This window comes from Pseudomonas sp. MF6747, from assembly GCF_963890955.1.
Taxonomy (GTDB): domain Bacteria; phylum Pseudomonadota; class Gammaproteobacteria; order Pseudomonadales; family Pseudomonadaceae; genus Aquipseudomonas.
In genome coordinates this window covers 179,357-197,865 of the sequence record NZ_CAWPSZ010000003.1, presented here as the reverse complement: position 1 = coordinate 197,865, position 18,509 = coordinate 179,357, and the positions used below count along the sequence as shown (strand labels likewise).

18 protein-coding genes are annotated in these 18,509 nt (G+C 59.1%); 3 read left to right on the top strand and 15 right to left on the bottom strand.

Annotation, left to right across the window (positions count from 1 at the left end; translation table 11 throughout):
• Positions 1-5: 5 nt before the first annotated feature.
• From AACW30_RS04615 to kdgD, 3 genes are all read right to left on the bottom strand, one after another.
• Complete coding sequence (locus tag AACW30_RS04615) at positions 6-1,373, bottom strand: MFS transporter (protein WP_119736586.1); 1,368 nt, start codon at positions 1,371-1,373, stop codon at positions 6-8.
• Between the two features lie 186 nt (positions 1,374-1,559).
• Complete coding sequence (locus AACW30_RS04610; protein WP_200624368.1) at positions 1,560-3,005, bottom strand: aldehyde dehydrogenase family protein; 1,446 nt, start codon at positions 3,003-3,005, stop codon at positions 1,560-1,562.
• 54 nt (positions 3,006-3,059) lie between these two features.
• Entirely contained in the window at positions 3,060-3,971 is a 912-nt protein-coding gene (kdgD, locus tag AACW30_RS04605; RefSeq protein WP_064450699.1) for a 5-dehydro-4-deoxyglucarate dehydratase, read from the bottom strand.
• 233 nt (positions 3,972-4,204) lie between these two features.
• Between kdgD and AACW30_RS04600 the strand changes: the two genes are divergently transcribed.
• Positions 4,205-5,362, top strand: coding sequence for a phospholipase (locus AACW30_RS04600; RefSeq protein ID WP_200624367.1), 1,158 nt, complete (start codon positions 4,205-4,207; stop codon positions 5,360-5,362).
• A 163-nt stretch (positions 5,363-5,525) separates the two neighbouring features.
• Here the strand turns inward: AACW30_RS04600 and AACW30_RS04595 are convergent, their stop codons facing one another.
• From AACW30_RS04595 to rplM, 8 genes are all read right to left on the bottom strand, one after another.
• Positions 5,526-6,275: a FadR/GntR family transcriptional regulator gene (locus tag AACW30_RS04595; protein ID WP_106578653.1), complete on the bottom strand. Its 750-nt coding sequence runs from the start codon at positions 6,273-6,275 to the stop codon at positions 5,526-5,528.
• Between the two features lie 158 nt (positions 6,276-6,433).
• Complete coding sequence (locus tag AACW30_RS04590) at positions 6,434-6,853, bottom strand: ClpXP protease specificity-enhancing factor (protein ID WP_106578652.1); 420 nt, start codon at positions 6,851-6,853, stop codon at positions 6,434-6,436.
• A 17-nt stretch (positions 6,854-6,870) separates the two neighbouring features.
• The gene (locus tag AACW30_RS04585; RefSeq protein ID WP_106578651.1) at positions 6,871-7,488 is read right to left on the bottom strand and encodes a glutathione S-transferase N-terminal domain-containing protein; all 618 of its coding nucleotides are present in this window, start codon (positions 7,486-7,488) and stop codon (positions 6,871-6,873) included.
• Between the two features lie 149 nt (positions 7,489-7,637).
• On the bottom strand, positions 7,638-8,417 hold the full coding sequence (locus tag AACW30_RS04580) for a cytochrome c1 (protein WP_106578650.1): 780 nt from the start codon (positions 8,415-8,417) through the stop codon (positions 7,638-7,640).
• A complete protein-coding gene (locus tag AACW30_RS04575; RefSeq protein WP_106578649.1) occupies positions 8,417-9,628 on the bottom strand; it encodes a cytochrome b in 1,212 nt (403 codons plus the stop codon). Before AACW30_RS04575 ends, AACW30_RS04580 begins: the two co-directional genes overlap by 1 nt.
• The gene (petA, locus tag AACW30_RS04570) at positions 9,628-10,224 is read right to left on the bottom strand and encodes a ubiquinol-cytochrome c reductase iron-sulfur subunit (protein WP_003216040.1); all 597 of its coding nucleotides are present in this window, start codon (positions 10,222-10,224) and stop codon (positions 9,628-9,630) included. Before petA ends, AACW30_RS04575 begins: the two co-directional genes overlap by 1 nt.
• 265 nt (positions 10,225-10,489) lie before the next feature.
• Positions 10,490-10,882 carry a 30S ribosomal protein S9 gene (rpsI, locus tag AACW30_RS04565; RefSeq protein ID WP_003171743.1) on the bottom strand — a complete coding sequence of 131 codons (393 nt, stop codon included), beginning with the start codon at positions 10,880-10,882 and terminating at the stop codon, positions 10,490-10,492.
• A 14-nt stretch (positions 10,883-10,896) separates the two neighbouring features.
• Positions 10,897-11,325 (bottom strand): 50S ribosomal protein L13, encoded by a 429-nt coding sequence (gene rplM / locus AACW30_RS04560; protein WP_003171742.1) that lies wholly within the window; start codon positions 11,323-11,325, stop codon positions 10,897-10,899.
• A 248-nt stretch (positions 11,326-11,573) separates the two neighbouring features.
• Here rplM and AACW30_RS04555 point away from each other — a divergent pair, with 248 nt between their 5' ends.
• Positions 11,574-12,614 carry an NADP(H)-dependent aldo-keto reductase gene (locus AACW30_RS04555; RefSeq protein WP_200624366.1) on the top strand — a complete coding sequence of 347 codons (1,041 nt, stop codon included), beginning with the start codon at positions 11,574-11,576 and terminating at the stop codon, positions 12,612-12,614.
• A gap of 163 nt (positions 12,615-12,777) precedes the next feature.
• Here AACW30_RS04555 and AACW30_RS04550 read toward each other — a convergent pair whose 3' ends face one another.
• Positions 12,778-13,914 carry an acyl-CoA dehydrogenase family protein gene (locus tag AACW30_RS04550; protein WP_200624365.1) on the bottom strand — a complete coding sequence of 379 codons (1,137 nt, stop codon included), beginning with the start codon at positions 13,912-13,914 and terminating at the stop codon, positions 12,778-12,780.
• A gap of 244 nt (positions 13,915-14,158) precedes the next feature.
• On the opposite strand from AACW30_RS04550, the gene AACW30_RS04545 reads away from it, so the two are divergent.
• Positions 14,159-15,055 carry a GlxA family transcriptional regulator gene (locus AACW30_RS04545; RefSeq protein ID WP_177410109.1) on the top strand — a complete coding sequence of 299 codons (897 nt, stop codon included), beginning with the start codon at positions 14,159-14,161 and terminating at the stop codon, positions 15,053-15,055.
• 130 nt (positions 15,056-15,185) lie between these two features.
• Here the strand turns inward: AACW30_RS04545 and zapE are convergent, their stop codons facing one another.
• The 3 genes from zapE to AACW30_RS04530 form a co-directional block, all read right to left on the bottom strand.
• Positions 15,186-16,280: a cell division protein ZapE gene (gene zapE, locus AACW30_RS04540; protein ID WP_106578645.1), complete on the bottom strand. Its 1,095-nt coding sequence runs from the start codon at positions 16,278-16,280 to the stop codon at positions 15,186-15,188.
• 79 nt (positions 16,281-16,359) lie between these two features.
• Positions 16,360-17,715, bottom strand: a complete 1,356-nt coding sequence (locus AACW30_RS04535; protein WP_124416428.1) for a tryptophan--tRNA ligase — start codon at positions 17,713-17,715, stop codon at positions 16,360-16,362.
• Between the two features lie 24 nt (positions 17,716-17,739).
• The gene (locus tag AACW30_RS04530) at positions 17,740-18,369 is read right to left on the bottom strand and encodes an alpha/beta hydrolase (protein ID WP_106578643.1); all 630 of its coding nucleotides are present in this window, start codon (positions 18,367-18,369) and stop codon (positions 17,740-17,742) included.
• Positions 18,370-18,509: the final 140 nt, after the last annotated feature.

Here is an 18,509-nt window from a genome sequence, read left to right as displayed (position 1 = left end):
GCCCCTCAGGAATGCGCTTGGGTAAATTGGGTCAGCTCAGGCCCTTTGCTGCTGGGCGGCTCTTTGAGTACCACACGCTTGATCGGGCCGACGATCACCAAGTAGCTGAACACCGCCAGCAAGGCGTTGGCGCCGACGAACACCAGGGCCCACTTGAACGAGCCAGTGGTGGCAATGATGTAGCCGATCACAATCGGTGTGCTGATGGAGGCCAGGTTGCCAAACATATTGAACAGACCGCCACTGAGGCCGGCGATTTGTTTCGGTGAGGTGTCAGACACTACCGCCCAACCCAGTGCGCCAACGCCCTTACCGAAGAAGGCCAACGCCATGAAGCCCACCACCATCCATTCGATATCCACGTAGTTGCACGCCACGATGCTGCACGACACCAGCAACCCGCCAATGATCGGCGCCTTGCGCGCAAACGTCAGGGAATGGCCTTTGCGCAGTAGGTAATCGGAAATCAAACCACCCAACACCCCGCCGATAAACCCGCAGATGGCCGGCAACGAGGCAATGAAGCCCGCCTTGAGGATGGTCATGCCACGCTCCTGCACCAGGTACACCGGGAACCAGGTCAGGAAGAAATAGGTGATGCCATTGATGCAGTACTGGCCCAGGTACACACCGAGCATCATGCGATTGGTCAGCAGCTGGCGGATGTAGTCCCACTTCGGACCGTCGGTTTTCTGGCCCTTGGTCTTTTCCTGGTCCATGTCGACCATCGCACCGTTCTCGGAGATGTACTTGAGTTCAGCGTCGTTGATCATCGGGTGCTGGCGCGGGCTGTGGATAATTTTCAGCCAGATCAGCGAGAACAGCACGCCAATCCCGCCCATCACGATAAACACGTGCTGCCAGCCGAAGGTGTAGACGATCCAGCCCATCAGCGGCGCGAACAGCACCGTGGCGAAGTACTGCGCCGAGTTGAAAATCGCCGAGGCCGTACCGCGTTCGGCGGTGGGGAACCAACCGGCCACGATGCGCGCATTACCGGGGAATGACGGCGCTTCCGCCAAGCCCACCAGAAAGCGCAGCATAAACAGCGCGACGATCGCGGTGGAGACGCCAAACTCACCGACATAGCCTTGCAGGATGGTGAACAGCGACCAGGTGAATATGCTCAGGGCATAGACTTTTTTCGAGCCGAACCGGTCCAGCAGCCAGCCGCCGGGGATTTGCCCGGCCACGTAGGCCCAACCGAATGCGGAGAAGATATAACCGAGGGTGACCGCGCTGATACCGAGGTCTTTTTGCAGGCTGGAGCCGGCGATGGCGATAGTGGCCCGGTCGGCGTAGTTGATCGTGGTCACCAGAAACAGCATGAGCAGGATCAAATAGCGGACGTGGGTCGGCTTGGTCGCTTGCATGAAGATGTACTCCCACTAATTATTTTTTTTGCGGGTAAGCATTGCTGTTTTAAGTGCAGGAACCGCTTTCTGTGAGAGCTGGCTTGCCTGCGATGGCGGTGTATCGGTCCACATCTCTGTGACTGATGTACCGCTATCGCAGGCGAGCCAGCTCCCACACAAGCCGGTTCCCACAGGTGTTACGTGTTACGAACCGATGTAGCTGGTCTTCACCACGGTGTAGAACTCTTGCGCATAGCGACCTTGCTCGCGCGAACCATACGAGGAGCCCTTACGGCCACCGAACGGCACGTGGTAATCCACACCGGCAGTCGGCAGGTTGACCATCACCATCCCGGCCTGGGAGTGGCGCTTGAAGTGGTTGGCGTACTTGAGCGAGGTGGTGGCAATGCCCGCCGACAGGCCGAATTCGGTGTCGTTGGCCATGGCCAGCGCCGCCTCGTAATCCGCTACGCGCACCACGTTGGCTACCGGGCCGAAGATCTCTTCACGGCTGATGCGCATGGCGGCTTCGCTGTCGGCAAACAGCGTCGGCGCCAGGTAGTAGCCTTCGGTGTCGCAGGTCACCAGGCCGCCACCGCTGACCAGCCGCGCACCTTCGCTTTGGCCGATGTCGATGTACTTCATGTCCTGGTCCAACTGGGCCTGGGAAACCACCGGGCCGATGTCGGTGCCGCTTTTCAACGCGTGGCCGACTTTGATCGACTTCATGCGCTCGGCCATGGCCGCAACGAACTGGTCATGGATACCGGCGGTGACGATCAAGCGGCTGGAGGCAGTGCAACGCTGGCCGGTGGAGTAGAACGCGCTCTGTACCGACAGCTCGACGGCCTGCTTGAGGTCGGCGTCGTCGAGGATGATCTGCGGGTTCTTGCCGCCCATTTCCAACTGCACTTTGGCCTGGCGCGACACGCAGCTGACGGCGATCTGACGGCCCACGCCGACCGAACCGGTAAAGCTGATGCCGTCGACTTTCGGGCTGTTGACCAACACGTCGCCAACCACACGGCCGCTGCCCATCACCAGGTTGAACACACCGGCGGGGAAGCCGGCGCGGGAAATGATTTCGGCCAGCGCCCAGGCGCAGCCCGGCACCAGTTCGGCCGGTTTGATCACCACGCAGTTGCCGTAGGCCAGGGCCGGGGCAATTTTCCAGGCGGGGATCGCAATCGGGAAGTTCCACGGGGTGATCAAGCCGACCACACCCAGGGCTTCGCGGGTGACTTCCACATTGACGCCTGGGCGCACCGATGGCACGTAGTCACCGGACAGGCGCAGGCATTCACCGGCGAAGAACTTGAAAATGTTACCGGCGCGGGTCACTTCGCCGATAGCTTCGGGCAGGGTCTTGCCCTCTTCACGGGCCAGCAAGGTGCCGAGTTCTTCACGGCGGGCGAGGATTTCACTGCCGACTTTATCCAGCGCATCGTGGCGAGCCTGGATGCCGGAGGTCGACCAGGCCGGGAAGGCGGCGCGGGCGGCATCGATGGCGGCGTTGACTTTGGCTACGTCGGCCTTGGCGTATTCGCCAATGACATCGGACAACTCCGACGGGTTGATGTTGTTGCAGTAGTCGGCACCGGCCACCCACTCGCCGTTGATGTAGTTCTCAAAACGTTTGGCTTGGGACACAAATCTTCTCCTGACGCAAAAGGCCGCTGATCTCTCAGCGGCCTTGTTGATGAGTTACTGCGGACCTTGCTTGTCGATCAGCGCGGCCAGGGCTTCGTATTCTTCCGGCAGCAGGTCGGTCAGCGGCGTGCGCACCGGGCCTGCGTCGTAGCCAGCGATTTTTGCACCGGCCTTGACGATGCTCACGGCGTAACCCGCCTTACGGTTGCGGATGTCGAGGTAAGGCAGGAAGAAGTTGTCGATGATCTTGCCGACGGTGGCGTGATCGTCCTTGGCAATCGCGTGGTAGAAGTCCATCGCGGTTTTCGGGATGAAGTTGAACACCGCCGAGGAGTACACCGGCACGCCCAGGGCCTTGTAGGCAGCGGCGTAAACCTCTGCAGTCGGCAGGCCGCCGAGGTAGCTGAAACGGTCACCCAGGCGACGGCGGATCGACACCATCAACTCAATGTCACCCAGGCCGTCTTTGTAGCCGATCAGGTTCGGGCAGCGTTCAGCCAGGCGTTCCAGAAGAGGCGCTGTCAGGCGGCAAACGTTGCGGTTGTAGACCACCACGCCGATCTTGACCGACTTGCACACCGCTTCCACGTGGGCGGCGACGCCGTCCTGGCTGGCTTCGGTCAGGTAGTGCGGCAGCAACAGCAAGCCTTTGGCACCGAGGCGTTCAGCCTCTTGGGCGTACTCGATGGCCTGACGGGTCGAACCACCCACACCAGCAAGAATCGGCACGCTGGTGGCGCAGGTATCAACAGCGGTCTTCACCACTTGGGAATATTCGCTGGCAGCCAGGGAGAAAAACTCACCGGTGCCGCCGGCGGCGAACAAGGCGGTGGCGCCGTACGGGGCGAGCCATTCCAGACGCTTGATGTAGCCGGCCTGGTGGAAGTCACCCTGCGCATTGAAATCGGTCACGGGGAAAGACAGCAGACCGTGGGAGAGGATGGACTTCAGTTCTTGTGGATTCATTATTCGAACACCCTGGGCGAAGACTTTCTGTCGAAAGGTTATTGTTGGTTTGTTGATGTCGTACGTCATCGTACAACTATAAAATGATTCGTCAACTGCAATTCATCGGGCTTCATGCGGCTCTGCGTTTAAACGCGTTTTCTTGACGTGGGAAATTAATCCTCTATGCTCCGATTAACTGTATATACATACAGTTTTTACGGAAGATTCCTACGACATAGCAAGGAGCTAACATGTCAGGTCTTGAACTCGCAGCACCCGAGAAAAACCCACCTACCCTGCGCTTCGAAGGCGGTGAGCACACTGCCATCGGCGATGACACGCTGTTGCGTTTCGTCAAGGACGCCCCGGCGATTCCCGCACACCAGGTCGAGTTGCACCTGCCCAACGGGCTGGCACTCACCTATGGCCAGGTGATCGCACTGGGCGGCGACTTCTATGGCATTCCTGGCCAGCCGATCAGCGACGGCCCGTCCGCGGCCGATCGCGCGCAGCGCTTTACTGCAGCGTTCAATTCGCTGGCGGTGTTGCCAGCCTCGCGGGAAGAGGCCGGGAAAATTCTTGCGGTGATGCAAAAGGAGATCAACGCAGTGAACCAGGCGATCAAGGACGGCAAACAACCGCATGAAGCCTATGACGCGCTGGGTGATACGTTGTCCGAGGAATGGAACCGCATCACTGGCGGCGGCAGTGCCGTTTCGGCATTGATTCCGCTGGGGCGCTACCTGAAATTGGCCGCAGATAACGCTGACCACTTTGGCGAATGGGCGCTGTCAGCGTATTTGGCTGGCCATACGGCGGCACTGCAACAGGCGGTCGTGGCCCATCAAACCGGCACCGATCAGGCACTGGAATTGGCCTACGCCATGAACGGCTTTGCTGATCACTTTTTGACCGACCTGTTTTCCGCTGGCCACCTGCGCGTGCCGCGCAAGCAATTGGCGGCGGTGGTGACGCCTGGCGAACTGGGCTCGCTGATCAGCCGCTTCATGCACGATGAGGACAGCAAGTTCGGGCTCAAGGTGCGCAACGCCAAGGGCGATCAATGGCACGCCTATGGGGATAAACGCTATTTCGATGCCATCGACGCGGACAATCGGGCGATGGTCAAACGTGCGGTACAGGCCTCGGCCGATGAGGTCTTCGAGACCTTTATCAGCGGTGTGGCGCCCTCCCCGGCCAACTTCAAGGCGCCGCTGTATGTGCCGGATTTGAACGCCGCGCAGAACCCGGCGAATAACTTTTCGCCGCTGTTCAAGATGGAAGGCGACAAGGTGCTGCGCCGCAAGGACGTGAATGACCTGAACGACAAACACTGGACCAATGATTGGTGGGGTTGGAGCACCTACCTGCTGCTCAAGGACTACAAGCCCAATCAGCCGGCTGATTAAGTAGACGCAAACCTCCAGACCAAGGAGATCAAGATGTGGGAACGGGCTTGCTCGCGAAGGCGGTTTTTCAGTTGATGCATGTGCAGACTGACACACCGCATTCGCGAGCAAGCCCGCTCCCACACTTGGATCGATTGACTCCCGACACCACTCGGTTGCCCGGTTAGCCGCGCTGCGCTTCTGCCTCTTCATGGGCATGGCGCAGTCGCTCTCGGCTGTTGGTCAAATGCAAGCGCATGGCGGCGCGTGCCGCGTCCGAATCCTGGCGGGCAATTGCCTCATAAATTTCTTCGTGCTCGCGGCTCAGGCGGCCCATGTAGTGCTGCTGGTCATCGTGGGCCAGGCGTGCTGAATTCAGGCGTGTACGCGGAATGATGCTGGTGCCCAGGTGGGTCATGATGTCGGTGAAGTAGCGGTTGCCGGTGGACAGCGCAATTTCCAGGTGGAACGCGAAATCTGACGCCACCGCATCGCCGGCGTGGGCCGCGCTTTCATTCAGGGCATCGAGCGCCGCACGCATGGCGGCCAGTTGCTCGTCGCTGCGACGTAACGCGGCAAGGCCGGCGGATTCCACTTCCAGGCTGATCCGCAGCTCCAGAATCGCCAACACATCGCGCAGCGTGACCACCGTGGCCGGGTCAATCCGGAAACCGCTCGGGCTTGGCGTGTCCAACACAAAGGTACCGATACCGTGACGGGTTTCCACCTGCCCCGCCGCCTGTAAACGTGAGATGGCTTCACGCACGACCGTACGACTGACGCCATGGGCTTCCATGATTGCCGACTCGGTGGGCAACTTATCGCCACGTTTGAGTTGACCGTCGCGGATCTGCTCAGACAACACCGTGACCAATTCCTGGGCAAGGCTGCGGCGCTTGCGGGGAAGACGAGGGGCGGTGTTGGCGTTTTCCATGATGATCCATCTTTCTCGGCGAACTTGAGCCCGCATCATAGCCCATGGCGGTTGTACGATCACCGTTGTGTCGCGACTTTCATCCACATCCTTCGCGCAAAAAAATGCCCCGACGCGTGTCGAGGCATTTTTCAGGCTCACCCGAGGGTAAAAGCCGCTTACTTCACCACTTTCAGGCTCGGCCGGCCGCTCGGACGCGGTGGCTCGGAGTCTGGCGGTGGTACATCATCACCGCCTTCGCCTTCGATCGATTCGTCGTCCTCAAAAGGCGACTCCAGATCAAACACCATGCCTTGGCCATTCTCACGGGCATAGATCCCGAGAATCGCGCCAATTGGCACGAACAGCGTATGGGGCACGCCGCCAAAACGCCCTTCGAAGCTGACAGCCTCGTTGTCCATGTGCAGGTGGCGCACGGCACTGGGTGATACGTTCAGCACAATCTGGCCGTCACTGGCAAAGCCTTGAGGCACGTCAACCTTGGGAAATTCGGAGTTGACCAGCATGTGCGGGGTGCAATCGTTGTCCACAATCCACTCATAGAGCGCGCGGACCAAATAGGGTCGACTGGAGTTCATCAGCGGCTCCTTAAGCCTTAGCGCATATCGCGTTCGACACCAGACAGACTCGCCTGGAAAGCCTCACGCGCAAACTGGCGCTCCATGTAATCAAGCAACGGCTTGGCCGGCCGTGGCAGTTCAATGCCCAGGATCGGCAAGCGCCAGAGTATGGGTAATAGGCAGCAATCCACCAAGCTTTGTTCCTCGCTGAGGAAAAAAGGTTTGTCGGCGAACAGCGGCGAAACGCCGGTCAGGCTCTCACGCAATTCCTTGCGCGCCTGCACCCGAACGGCTTCTTTACTGCGTGAATCCAGAATCACATCCACCAGCCCGCACCAGTCACGCTGGATCCGATGGATCAGCAGGCGGCTGTTGGCACGCGCTACCGGGTACACCGGCAGCAAAGGGGGATGCGGGTAACGCTCATCCAGGTATTCCATCACCACGGTTGACTCCCACAACGCCAGGTCACGATCGACCAGGGTGGGCAAGCTGCCGTAAGGGTTCACTTCGATCAGTTTCGGCGGATGACGTCCCACCTCCACACTGATGATCTCGGCGCTGACACCCTTCTCTGCGAGCACGATGCGTACTCGGTGGGAATAGTGGTCGGCGGGGTCGGAGTAACAGGCCAACCGGTTGGTCACGCCCATGGCGGTCCTCCTCGCTTGTTGAAATTATCGAAAGCTCAAAAACGAGCGCGCCCAGAGAGCATCTCTGTAGTGCCTGGTTCAACCAGACCGCTACGTGTTCAGAGATGCCGCTGGGCGCGCAAGATTAACAGCAATTGCTTACGGTTGGATCAATGCACATCCTTCCAGTATTCGCGTTTAAGCAGATAGGCGAATACGAAGAAGAAGGCCAGGTACAGCAATACATAGGTACCGATGCGCTGATGTTGCAGTTTGACCGGGTTGGCCGAGTAGGCCAGGAAGGTCACCAGATTCTTGACCTTCTCGTCAAACTGCTCTTCGTTCAGCGTACCGGTCTTGGGCACTATGGTCAGTTGATCACACGCTTCATGCGTCAGAGGCGTGCCGGTCAACGGATCATATTGCTTCTTGCCGTCTTCAACGACCTGAACCTGCTTGCATCCTACCACTTGGCGACCCTGCAGGCCGACCAGAACGTTAGGCATACCGACGTTCGGGAAGACTTTGTTGTTCACCCCCCAAGGGCGCGTCGGGTCTTCGTAGAAGGATTTGAGATAGCCGTACAGCCAATCGGTACCCCGCACGCGCGCCACCAGGGTCAGGTCAGGCGGTGCGGCACCGAACCAGGCCTTGGCGTCGGCAGGCTGCATGCCGATGTTCATGTGGTCGCCAATCTTGGCGCCGGTGAACACCAGTTTCTCCAGCATCAGCTCATGCGGGATACCGAGGTCATCGGCAACCCGCTCATAGCGCTGGAACTTGGCACTGTGGCAGCCCATGCAGTAGTTGGCGAAGGTACGCGCGCCATCTTGCATTGCAGCTTTGTCAGAGACGTCGATATCGACTTTTTCCAGTTCCGGGCCATGCTCGGCCGCGAAGGACAGTAGCGGCAGTGCCGCAAGCATCAAAGCAACGAATAACTTTTTCATCAGCCAGTCACCCTTTCCGGAACCGGTTTGGTCTTCTCGAGCCGGGTGTAGAACGGCATCAGAATGAAGTAGGCGAAGTACAGGAAGGTGCAGACCTGCGACAGCAACGTCAGCGAAGGCGTCGGTGCCTGGACGCCGGTCCAGCCCAGCAGCATGAACGCGATGCAGAACACCACCAGCCAGATTCGGCTCAACCAGCCTTTGTAGCGCATCGACTTGACCGGGCTGCGGTCAAGCCACGGCAGGACGAACAACAGCGCAATCGACGCACCCATGGCAACAACGCCCATGAGCTTGTCTGGAATGGCCCGCAAGATCGCGTAGAACGGCGTGAAGTACCAGACCGGTGCAATGTGCTCAGGCGTCTTGAAGGCGTTGGCCTGTTCGAAGTTAGGCTTCTCGAGGAAATACCCGCCCATCTCCGGGAAAAAGAACACGATCGAGCAGAAGATGAACAAGAACACCACCACGCCGACAATGTCTTTGACGGTGTAGTACGGGTGGAACGGAATACCGTCCAGCGGGATGCCGTTTTCGTCTTTATGCTTCTTGATGTCGACGCCATCGGGGTTGTTCGACCCCACTTCGTGCAGCGCCAGGATGTGCAGCACCACCAGGCCCAGAATCACGATCGGCAGGGCCACAACGTGCAAGGCGAAGAAGCGGTTCAAGGTGATGCCGGAGATCAGATAGTCACCACGAATCCACTGAGTCAGGTCGTTGCCGATGACCGGGATCGCGCCGAACAGCGAGATGATCACCTGAGCGCCCCAGTACGACATCTGCCCCCATGGCAGCAGGTAACCCATGAAGGCCTCGGCCATCAGCGCCAGATAGATCAGCATGCCAAACACCCACACCAGCTCGCGGGGTTTTTGGTATGAGCCGTAGAGCAAGCCACGGAACATGTGCATGTAGACCACGATGAAGAATGCCGAGGCGCCGGTGGAGTGAAGCAAACGCAGGATCGAGCCGTACTCGACGTCGCGCATGATCCCTTCAACGGACGCAAAGGCCTCTTCAGCCGAGGGTGTGTAGCTCATCGTCAGCCAGACGCCGGTGACGAGTTGGTTGACCAGCACCAACAGTGCCAGGGAGCCGAAGAAGTAGAAGAAGTTGAAGTTTTTTGGTGCGTAATATTTGCTGAGATGGTCTTCCCACATTTTGGTAGCGGGGAAGCGCGCATCCACCCAATCCATGAACTTGCTCATCAGGCTTTCTCCCCCTCGTCGACGCCAATGACAATGACACTGTCAGTCTCGTAGTGATGTGGCGGAACTGGCAGGTTCAGTGGTGCGGGTTGTGACTTGTAGACGCGGCCGGCCAGGTCGTAGTGAGAGCCATGGCAAGGGCAGAAGTAACCACCCACCCAGTCTTTGCCCAGGTCGGCAGGAGCAACTTCAGGGCGGAAGGTAGGCGAGCAGCCGAGGTGGGTGCAGATACCGATCAGCAGCAGAATCTCTGGCTTGATCGAACGGATTTCCTTATCGACGTAGGCGGGTTGGTCGGAATTCTTCGAGTCGGGATCAGACAGCTGACCTTCGATTTTTTTCAGATTCCCCAGGATTTCCTCAGTACGACGAACGATGAAGACCGGCTGACCGCGCCACTCAGCAATCATCTGCTGGCCTGGGTCGATCTTGCTGACATTCACCTTCACCGGTGCACCTGCGGCTTTCGCCTTGGCACTGGGAAACCATGACCCCACGAACGGGACCGCAGCCCCCACCGCTCCTGCAGCACCCACCACGGATGTGGCTGCTACCAAGAAGCGACGCCGGCCTGCATTCACGCCGTCATTGCTCATTCAGTCCTCTCCCATCAGCTTTTTGGCCTGTTAAATCAGGCGTCTACTAAGTGTTGAATCTTTACTTATAAAAATTTTGCCGAATGGTAATGAAAAGCCCCACGTATGACAAGGGAATTGCCCGGGGCTCCCTCTCCAGGCCTTGGAGTATAGGGGGTCTACGGATGTGGCAAGTTGTCACGGCGAAATTTGTGCATAAATCGCAGGCAATAAAAAACGCCCAGCTCCGTGAGGAGTTGGGCGTTTTTGTGGAACGTAAAGCGAATTAACGCTTCGAGTACTGCGGACGCTTACGCGCTTTACGCAGACCGACTTTCTTACGTTCAACTTCACGAGCATCGCGAGTTACGAAGCCAGCTTTGCGCAGTGCGCCACGCAGGGTTTCGTCGTACTGCATCAGAGCGCGAGTGATACCGTGGCGGATTGCGCCAGCTTGACCACTTACACCGCCACCGATAACGGTGACGTAGATGTCGAACTTTTCAACAGTCTCGGTCAGTTCCAGCGGCTGACGAACTACCATGCGGGCAGTTTCGCGACCGAAGAAGTTGTCCAGAGTGCGGTTGTTGATCGAGATGTTACCAGTGCCCGGACGCAGGAAAACGCGTGCGGTTGCGGTTTTGCGACGGCCAGTGCCGTAATTTTGAGTCGCCGACATAATGAACTATTCCGTTAAAACTTCAGTTCTTGGGGCTGCTGAGCAGCATGAGGGTGTACAGCGCCCGCATAGACTTTCAGCTTGCGAAACATATCGCGACCCAGTGGGCCCTTCGGCAGCATGCCTTTGACCGCGATTTCGATCGGGGCTTCAGGCTTCTTGGAAATCAGGCCTTCAAAGTTCGAAGACTTGATACCGCCTGGGAAACCGGAGTGACGGTAGTACATTTTGTCTTGCGCTTTGTTGCCGGTAACACGTACCTGCTCAGCGTTGATGATCACGATGTAGTCACCGGTGTCAACGTGAGGGGTGTACTCAGGCTTGTGCTTGCCACGCAGACGGCTAGCGACTTCAGTGGCCAGACGACCCAGGGTCTGACCAGCGGCGTCGACGACAAACCAGTCGCGCTGAACTGTTTCCGGTTTTGCAGTAAAAGTTGTCATTCTTTAATAGCCTCAGGGGCCGCCCTGTAAATTAGACGGCGGATCTTACTGAATAGTGCGTACTTTGACAAGTCAAAGGCAGCCGGATACAGACGCTATCGGGGGCTCGGGTCGGCGCGTCCGTTCAACGGCAAGATTCTTCGGCAGGCGGCGCATCACTTCCACTGCAGAAAGAGGTGGGCAATTATGCAGATTGCGAAAAAAAATTCAACCTGCTTTTATGATTGTTTTCCCCGAAGGAGTACCCGATGGATTATCGACAGCTGGGCCGAACCGATCTGAACGTAAGCGCGATAGCCTTGGGCACCATGACCTGGGGTGAGCAGAACAGCGAGGCAGAGGCCTTCGCGCAGATCGAACGGGCCAAGGCCGCGGGGATCAACTTCCTCGACACGGCGGAAATGTACCCGGTGCCGCCCAAGGCCGACACCTATGCCACCACCGAGCGTTACATCGGTAATTACTTCAAAAGCCGCGGCGACCGTGCCGACTGGATCCTCGCCAGCAAGATCGCCGGCCCCGGCAACACCATCGACTACATCCGCGATGGCCACCTGCGCCACAACCGCAAGCACATTGTCGACGCGCTGGACGCCAGCCTCAAGCGCCTGCAAACCGACTGGATCGACCTCTACCAGCTGCACTGGCCGGAACGCAGCACCAACTTCTTCGGCCAGTTGAGCTACAAGCACAAGGACGAAGACGACCTCACCCCGCTGGAAGAAACCCTCGAAGCACTGGACGAGCAGGTAAAAGCCGGCAAGATCCGCCACATCGGCCTGTCCAACGAAACCCCGTGGGGCACCATGAAGTTCCTCGCCCTGGCCGAAGCCCGTGGCTGGACCCGCGCGGTGTCGATCCAGAACCCTTACAACCTGCTCAACCGCAGCTTTGAAGTGGGCCTGGCGGAAGTGGCGATTCGTGAACAGTGCGGGCTGCTGGCGTATTCGCCCCTGGCGTTCGGCATGCTCAGCGGCAAGTACGAGAACGGCGCACGCCCGGCCAAGGCACGCCTGACCGAATACAGCCGTTTCAGCCGCTACTTCAACCCGCAGTCCGAAGCCGCGTGCAGCCGTTATGTGGCGCTGGCGCGTGAACACGGCCTGGACCCAGCGCAAATGGCCTTGGCGTTCGTGACGCAACAGCCGTTTGTGACCAGCAACATCATTGGTGCGACGTCTTTGGAGCAGCTGGATAGCAACATTGCCAGCGCTGACCTGACGCTGTCCAAAGAGGTATTGGAAGGGATCGAAGCGATTCAGAAGGATCATCCGAACCCTGCGCCTTGATTGATCCCTTGTGGCGAGGGGGCTTGCCCCCGTGGGGCTGCGCAGCGGCCCCAAGCAAGACCGCCTGATTCTTTCAGTAAGATTGAGGTGTGAGGTTTGGGGCTACTGCGCAGCCCAACGCGGGGCAAGCCCGCTCGCCACAACAGCCCTTACCCCCCCAGGATCAAAGCGCTCGCGCAATAATCTCCTTCATGATTTCGTTAGTCCCCGCATAAATCCGCTGCACCCGCGCATCCGCCCAGGCCCGCGCGATCGGGTATTCCCACATGAAGCCGTAGCCGCCGTGCAGCTGCACACACTCGTCGAGCACCTTGCACTGCAGGTCCGTGGCCCAGTACTTGGCCATCGCTGCGGTAGGCACGTCGAGCTTGCCTTCCAGGTGCAACGCCATGCACTGGTCGACAAACACGCGACCGATCTGAATCTCCGTCGCCATCTCCGCCAACTTGAACCGAGTGTTCTGGAAATCGGCAATAGCCTTGCCGAACGCCTTGCGCTCGCGCGTGTATTCCAAGGTCCATTGCAGCGCCGCCTCCGCCGATGAGAGCGCACCAATCGCCACGGTCAAACGCTCCTGCGGCAACTCCTGCATCAAATAGGCGAAGCCCATGCCCGCCTGCCCCAGCAGGTTGCCCTTGGGCACGCGCACGTCCTGGAAAAACAGCTCCGAGGTGTCCTGGGCCTTCATGCCTACCTTCTCCAGGCGCTTGCCCTTGTCGAAGCCCGGCGTGTCGGCTTCCACCACAAACAGGCTGGTGCCCTTGGCGCCGGCTTTGGGATCGGTCTTGGCCACGACGATCACCAGCTCGGCGAGAAAGCCATTGGTGATGAAGGTCTTTGAGCCATTGATCACGTACTCATCGCCGTCTAGCACCGCAGTGGTCTTCACGCCCTGCAAGTCGGAACCCGCCCCTGGCTCGGTCATGGCGATAGCCGTCACCATTTCACCGGAAATCAATTTGGGCAGGTATTTCTGTTTCAGCGCCTCACTGCCGTAATGCAGGATGTACGGCGCGACGATGTCTGAATGCAGCGAGAAACCGATGCCCGTCAAACCCAGGCGGCTGACCTCTTCGATCACCACCGCGCTGTAGAGAAAGTCGGCGCCCAGGCCGCCATACGCTTCCGGCAAATGGGAGCAGAGCATCCCCGCCTCCCCCGCCTTGCTCCACAACGCACGGTCGATATAGCCCTGTTTCTCCCATTGCCCATGGAACGGCGCGGCGTGTTTTTCAAGGAAGGTGCGCACGCTCTCGCGAAAGAGCTCGTGCTCCGAGCTGAACAAGGTTCTGGGGATCATGGGTCACCTGCGTGGATTGTCGGACAAAGACCAGACCACAGAGCCTATGCCGCGAAGCCGTCACGGGACACTGGACACATGCGACAAAAAATAAGACGATCCAGCCGTCTGGTGACCACTTTCCCCTATAAGAATAAATGAAATTATGTCTAACCAAATCTCCACGCCCCTGCGGCGCGTCAGCATTTTGGCCATTGATCGGGTATTCGCTTCCACCCTCATGCAAGCCAAGGATTTCTTCCATCTGGCCAGCCTGCGTTATGGCAAACAACAAGGCCTGGGCCTGACCCCGGCGTTTGAAACGCGTCTGGTCAGCCCCGACGGGCAATCGGTGCGCAGCTTCAGTGATGTGATCATGCCGGTGGACGGCGGCCTGGAAGACGCCGACATCATCGTGCTACCGGCCTTCTGGGACGACTTCGACGCGCTGTGCACCCGCTACCCGCAAGTGCTGCCCTGGCTGCGCCAGCAACACGCCCGCGGCGCTGTACTCTGCGGTGAGGCCACCGGTGTGTTCTGGCTGGCCGAGGCCGGATTGCTGGATGGCAAGGAAGCGACCACTTACTGGCGTTTCTTCAATGCCTTCAGCGAACGCTTCCCCAAGGTGCAGCTCAACCAGGACAAGCACCTGACCGACGCCGACAACGTGTATTGCGCCGGCGGCACCACCTCGGCGTGCGACCTTTATATCTACCTGATCGAGCGCTTCTGCGGCGCTAACATCGCCCAGGCCGTGGCCCGCGACATCCTCTACGAAGTGCAACGCAGCTACGCACCGGGCCGCATTGGTTTTGGTGGGCAAAAGCTGCACCAGGACGTGATCATCCTGCAGATCCAGCACTGGCTCGAAGAGCACTTTGCCGACAAGTTCCGCTTCGAAGACGTCGCTCGGGAACACGGCATGAGCATCCGTAACTTCATGCGCCGTTTCCAGACCGCTACCGGCGACAAGCCGCTGCATTACCTGCAACGCCTGCGCATCGAGACCGCCAAAGGCTTGCTCTCGGGCAGCCGCAAAAGCATCAAGACCATCAGCTATGAGGTGGGTTACGACGATGCGAGTTTCTTTGCGCGGCTGTTCAGGCAGCACACGGAACTGTCGCCTAACCAATACCGGCAGCAGTTCCAGCAAGCCGCCTAACCCAGATTAAACGCGGTAAAAAATGTGGGAGCGGGCTTGCTCGCGAAGGCGGTGTGTCAGTCAACACTTCCAGTGACTGGCACTCCGTCTTCGCGAGCAAGCCCGCTCCCACATTTGAAATACTTCGTTCTTACGGCTTATGCCCGCGCGACAGGAACTCGTGGGATTGCATTTCCAACAAGCGGCTCAATGTGCGCTGGAATTCGAAGTTCAAGCGACCGCCCGTGTAGAGATCCTTGAGCTCGACTTCGGCCGAGATGATCAGCTTGACGTTGCGGTCGTAGAACTCGTCGACCATGTTGATAAACCGGCGCGCGATGTCGTCGGTGGTGACGCTCATCTGTTCCACGCCGCTCAGGATCACCGCGTGGAAAATCTTGCCCAGTTCGATGTAGTCGTTCTGACTGCGTGGGCCGTCGCACAGCTGGCGGAACTCGAACCAGGCCACGTCATCGCAGGTGCGCAGCGCGATGATTTCGCGGTTCTCGATCATCAGCTTGTCGTTTTCGACCGCCTTGGTGCATTCCGGCGTGAGCGCGCGGAAGCTTTTTTTCAGGCTGTCGAGCGCGGCATCGTTCAGCGGGTAGTGGTAAAGCTCCGCTTGCTCAAGGTGACGCAGGCGATAGTCGACGCCGCTGTCGACGTTGACGATCTCGGTGTTCTGCTTGATCAGCGCGATGGCCGGCAGGAAGCGCGCGCGTTGCAGGCCGTCCTTGTACAAGCCGTCGGGCACGATGTTCGAGGTCGCAACCAGGGTCACGCCGTTCTTGAACAGCTCTTCCATCAGGGTGCCGAGGATCATGGCATCGGTGATGTCGGAGACGAAGAATTCGTCGAAACAAATCACCCGCGCCTCATCGGAGAAACGCTTGGCGATGATGGTCAGCGGGTTTTTCTCGCCCGGCAGCGTCTTCATTTCTTCGTGCACGCGCTTCATGAAGCGGTGGAAGTGCGTACGCACCTTTTCCTTGAACGGCAGCGCTTCGAAGAAGGTGTCGACCAGGTAAGTCTTGCCGCGGCCCACGCCACCCCAGAAGTACAAGCCTTTGACCGGCGTATGGTCTTTCTTGCCAAACAGCTTGCTGAACATCCCTGGCTTGTTTTGCGAGGCCGCGACCAGGTCGTCGTACAGGCGCTGCAAATGACGCACCGCATTTTCCTGCGCGGCGTCATGGAAGAACTCAGGGCGTTTCAGATCAGCTTGATATCGTTCTAGGGGCGTCATAATTTCGTTAGCAAGGCAACAAAAACGGGCCGTCACTGTAACGACGGCCCTGGATAATGGCAATCAACCCTTGGTCGGGTTAATCCTCGGTTGGGGTCAACGCAACGCGCAGCGCGGCGATGGCTGCATCGCGCGACGTTTCGTCGGCGAACGCGGCACTGTCAGCCACCACCGCGCCTTCCAGCCATACGCTGAAACTCAGGGCCTCAGTGCGTACATCCAGCGCGTCACCGTTTTGCAGTTGCTTGGTCACAGCACCGGCTGCTTTGCCGTCGGCAAAATTTCGCGACAGCAGCAGTTGCTCGCCATCGGCCGATAGCAGGCGGAAGCGGAAGCTGCCGTCGTCTTCGCGAAAGCTCACAAAGCGCGCGGCTTTGGCGGCTTTCTTCTTGGCAGCCACCGGCGCGGCGGCCTGATTGACGAACGAGCGCAAGCCAACCGCCTCACGCAGCTCAGCCAGGAACGGCGCCGCCACGGCGCGGGCTTTCTTGGCGCCGATCAGCAACAGGTCTTCCATGTCCGAGGGGCGCGACATCAGGTGGTGATAACGCTCGCGCGCCTCACCCAGTTGGCCGTCGAGCAGTTGGAACAGACGGTTCTTCGCCTCGCCCCAGCCCAGGCCTTGCAGCAGTTCGGCACGGAACTCTTCTTCCTGGGCCTTGGTTGCAAACGCCTGGAACAGGGTGAACAGGTGCGAGTTGTTCGGGTCCTTGGCTTCGCCAGGCGCGCGCGAGTCGGTGACGATCCGCGAGATCGCATCCTTCATGTCCTTGGCGCTGGTGAACAACGGGATGGTGTTGTCGTAGCTTTTGGACATCTTGCGGCCATCAAGGCCCGGCAAGGTGGCGACGCTTTCTTCGATCAACGCCTCGGGCATGGTGAAGAATTCTTTACCGTTGCCAAACAGGTGGTTGAAGCGCTGGCCGATGTCGCGGGCCATTTCTACGTGCTGGATCTGGTCGCGGCCGACCGGCACCTTGTGCGCGTTGAACATCAGGATGTCCGCCGCCATCAGCACCGGGTAGCTGTACAAGCCCATGGTGATGCCCGCGTCCGGGTCTTCGCCGGTTTCCACGTTTTTATCCACCGAGGCCTTGTAGGCGTGGGCGCGATTGAGCAGGCCCTTGGCGGCGACGCACGTCAGCAGCCAGGTCAGTTCAGGAATTTCCGGGATGTCGGACTGGCGATAGAACGTCACCCGGTTCACATCCAGGCCACCGGCCAGCCAGGTCGCGGCAATTTCCATGCGCGAGCGCTGGATGCGCTGCGGGTCATCGCATTTGATCAGGGCGTGGTAGTCAGCCAGGAAGTAGAAGGAATCGGCATTGGCATCCTGGCTGGCGAGGATCGCCGGGCGGATCGCACCGGCGTAGTTGCCCAGGTGCGGCGTGCCGGTGGTGGTAATGCCGGTGAGGATACGGGTACGAGTCGTCATGGGTAATCGCTTATCAGACTGCTATCAATTCGAGAGACGCGGCAGCACCAGATCCTTGAGATCGGTCAGCTTGCCATGAAAAAAGTGTCCGCATTCTGCCACTTTCAGCAGCTCATGGGGGCGTTTCAGGGCGGCGGACCAGTCGTAGACCAGTTGTGGGTCGACCACTTCATCGGTTTGCGGCTGGATCAAAGTCAATGGGCAGCCTTGGGGCAGCACGTCGGTGTCGCGCAAGCGCATCACGGCGGCGGCCACCATGAACAGGTGCGCCAGCTTTTCACCCTTGGCTTCCAGACGGCCGCCGAGGCTGGCAGCCACGTAGCCACCGAAGGAAAACCCGAGCAACGTGATCGGCAGGTCGGGGTGTTTTTCCCGCAGCCAGGTCGCGGCCGCTTCGGCGTCGTCCACCTCACCGGTGGCCATGTCGTGGGTACCGGCGCTGGCACCGACGCCACGGTAATTGAAACGTAAAGTAATCAAACCGGCATCGCGAGCGGTGCGTTGCAGGGTCGAGACAACTTTATTGAGCATGGTCCCGCCCTGCACCGGGTTAGGGTGGCAGATCAGCGCCAGGCCACGTGGCTCGGGGTGATCCAGGTACAGGGCTTCCAATTGGCCAACCGGGCCATCGATCAAAACGGGGGTTTCACGCATGAGCAAGGAATGAACTCCGTGACCTCACAAAGGGTCGACTCGTCTAGCTAAAAGTCTGTGCATGGCATCATTGCGAGCTTAATCGCGGTATACAGCGCAGGTCCGAGCCGTTAACGTAAAGCAAAGCCGTTTATAGAGGA

What these genes read in the sequence shown, in the direction of transcription:
- AACW30_RS04530 (WP_106578643.1), bottom strand. Translation starts at nt 18,369, where the DNA reads ATGCGTGAAACCCCCGTTTTGATCGATGGCCCGGTTGGCCAATTGGAA.
- AACW30_RS04590 (WP_106578652.1), bottom strand. Translation starts at nt 6,853, where the DNA reads ATGAACTCCAGTCGACCCTATTTGGTCCGCGCGCTCTATGAGTGGATT.
- AACW30_RS04535 (WP_124416428.1), bottom strand. Translation starts at nt 17,715, where the DNA reads ATGACGACTCGTACCCGTATCCTCACCGGCATTACCACCACCGGCACG.
- AACW30_RS04600 (WP_200624367.1), top strand. Translation starts at nt 4,205, where the DNA reads ATGTCAGGTCTTGAACTCGCAGCACCCGAGAAAAACCCACCTACCCTG.
- AACW30_RS04555 (WP_200624366.1), top strand. Translation starts at nt 11,574, where the DNA reads ATGGATTATCGACAGCTGGGCCGAACCGATCTGAACGTAAGCGCGATA.
- AACW30_RS04580 (WP_106578650.1), bottom strand. Translation starts at nt 8,417, where the DNA reads ATGAAAAAGTTATTCGTTGCTTTGATGCTTGCGGCACTGCCGCTACTG.
- petA (WP_003216040.1), bottom strand. Translation starts at nt 10,224, where the DNA reads ATGAGCAATGACGGCGTGAATGCAGGCCGGCGTCGCTTCTTGGTAGCA.
- AACW30_RS04585 (WP_106578651.1), bottom strand. Translation starts at nt 7,488, where the DNA reads ATGGGCGTGACCAACCGGTTGGCCTGTTACTCCGACCCCGCCGACCAC.
- AACW30_RS04550 (WP_200624365.1), bottom strand. Translation starts at nt 13,914, where the DNA reads ATGATCCCCAGAACCTTGTTCAGCTCGGAGCACGAGCTCTTTCGCGAG.
- AACW30_RS04575 (WP_106578649.1), bottom strand. Translation starts at nt 9,628, where the DNA reads ATGAGCAAGTTCATGGATTGGGTGGATGCGCGCTTCCCCGCTACCAAA.
- AACW30_RS04595 (WP_106578653.1), bottom strand. Translation starts at nt 6,275, where the DNA reads ATGGAAAACGCCAACACCGCCCCTCGTCTTCCCCGCAAGCGCCGCAGC.
- zapE (WP_106578645.1), bottom strand. Translation starts at nt 16,280, where the DNA reads ATGACGCCCCTAGAACGATATCAAGCTGATCTGAAACGCCCTGAGTTC.
- rpsI (WP_003171743.1), bottom strand. Translation starts at nt 10,882, where the DNA reads ATGTCGGCGACTCAAAATTACGGCACTGGCCGTCGCAAAACCGCAACC.
- kdgD (WP_064450699.1), bottom strand. Translation starts at nt 3,971, where the DNA reads ATGAATCCACAAGAACTGAAGTCCATCCTCTCCCACGGTCTGCTGTCT.
- AACW30_RS04615 (WP_119736586.1), bottom strand. Translation starts at nt 1,373, where the DNA reads ATGCAAGCGACCAAGCCGACCCACGTCCGCTATTTGATCCTGCTCATG.
- rplM (WP_003171742.1), bottom strand. Translation starts at nt 11,325, where the DNA reads ATGACAACTTTTACTGCAAAACCGGAAACAGTTCAGCGCGACTGGTTT.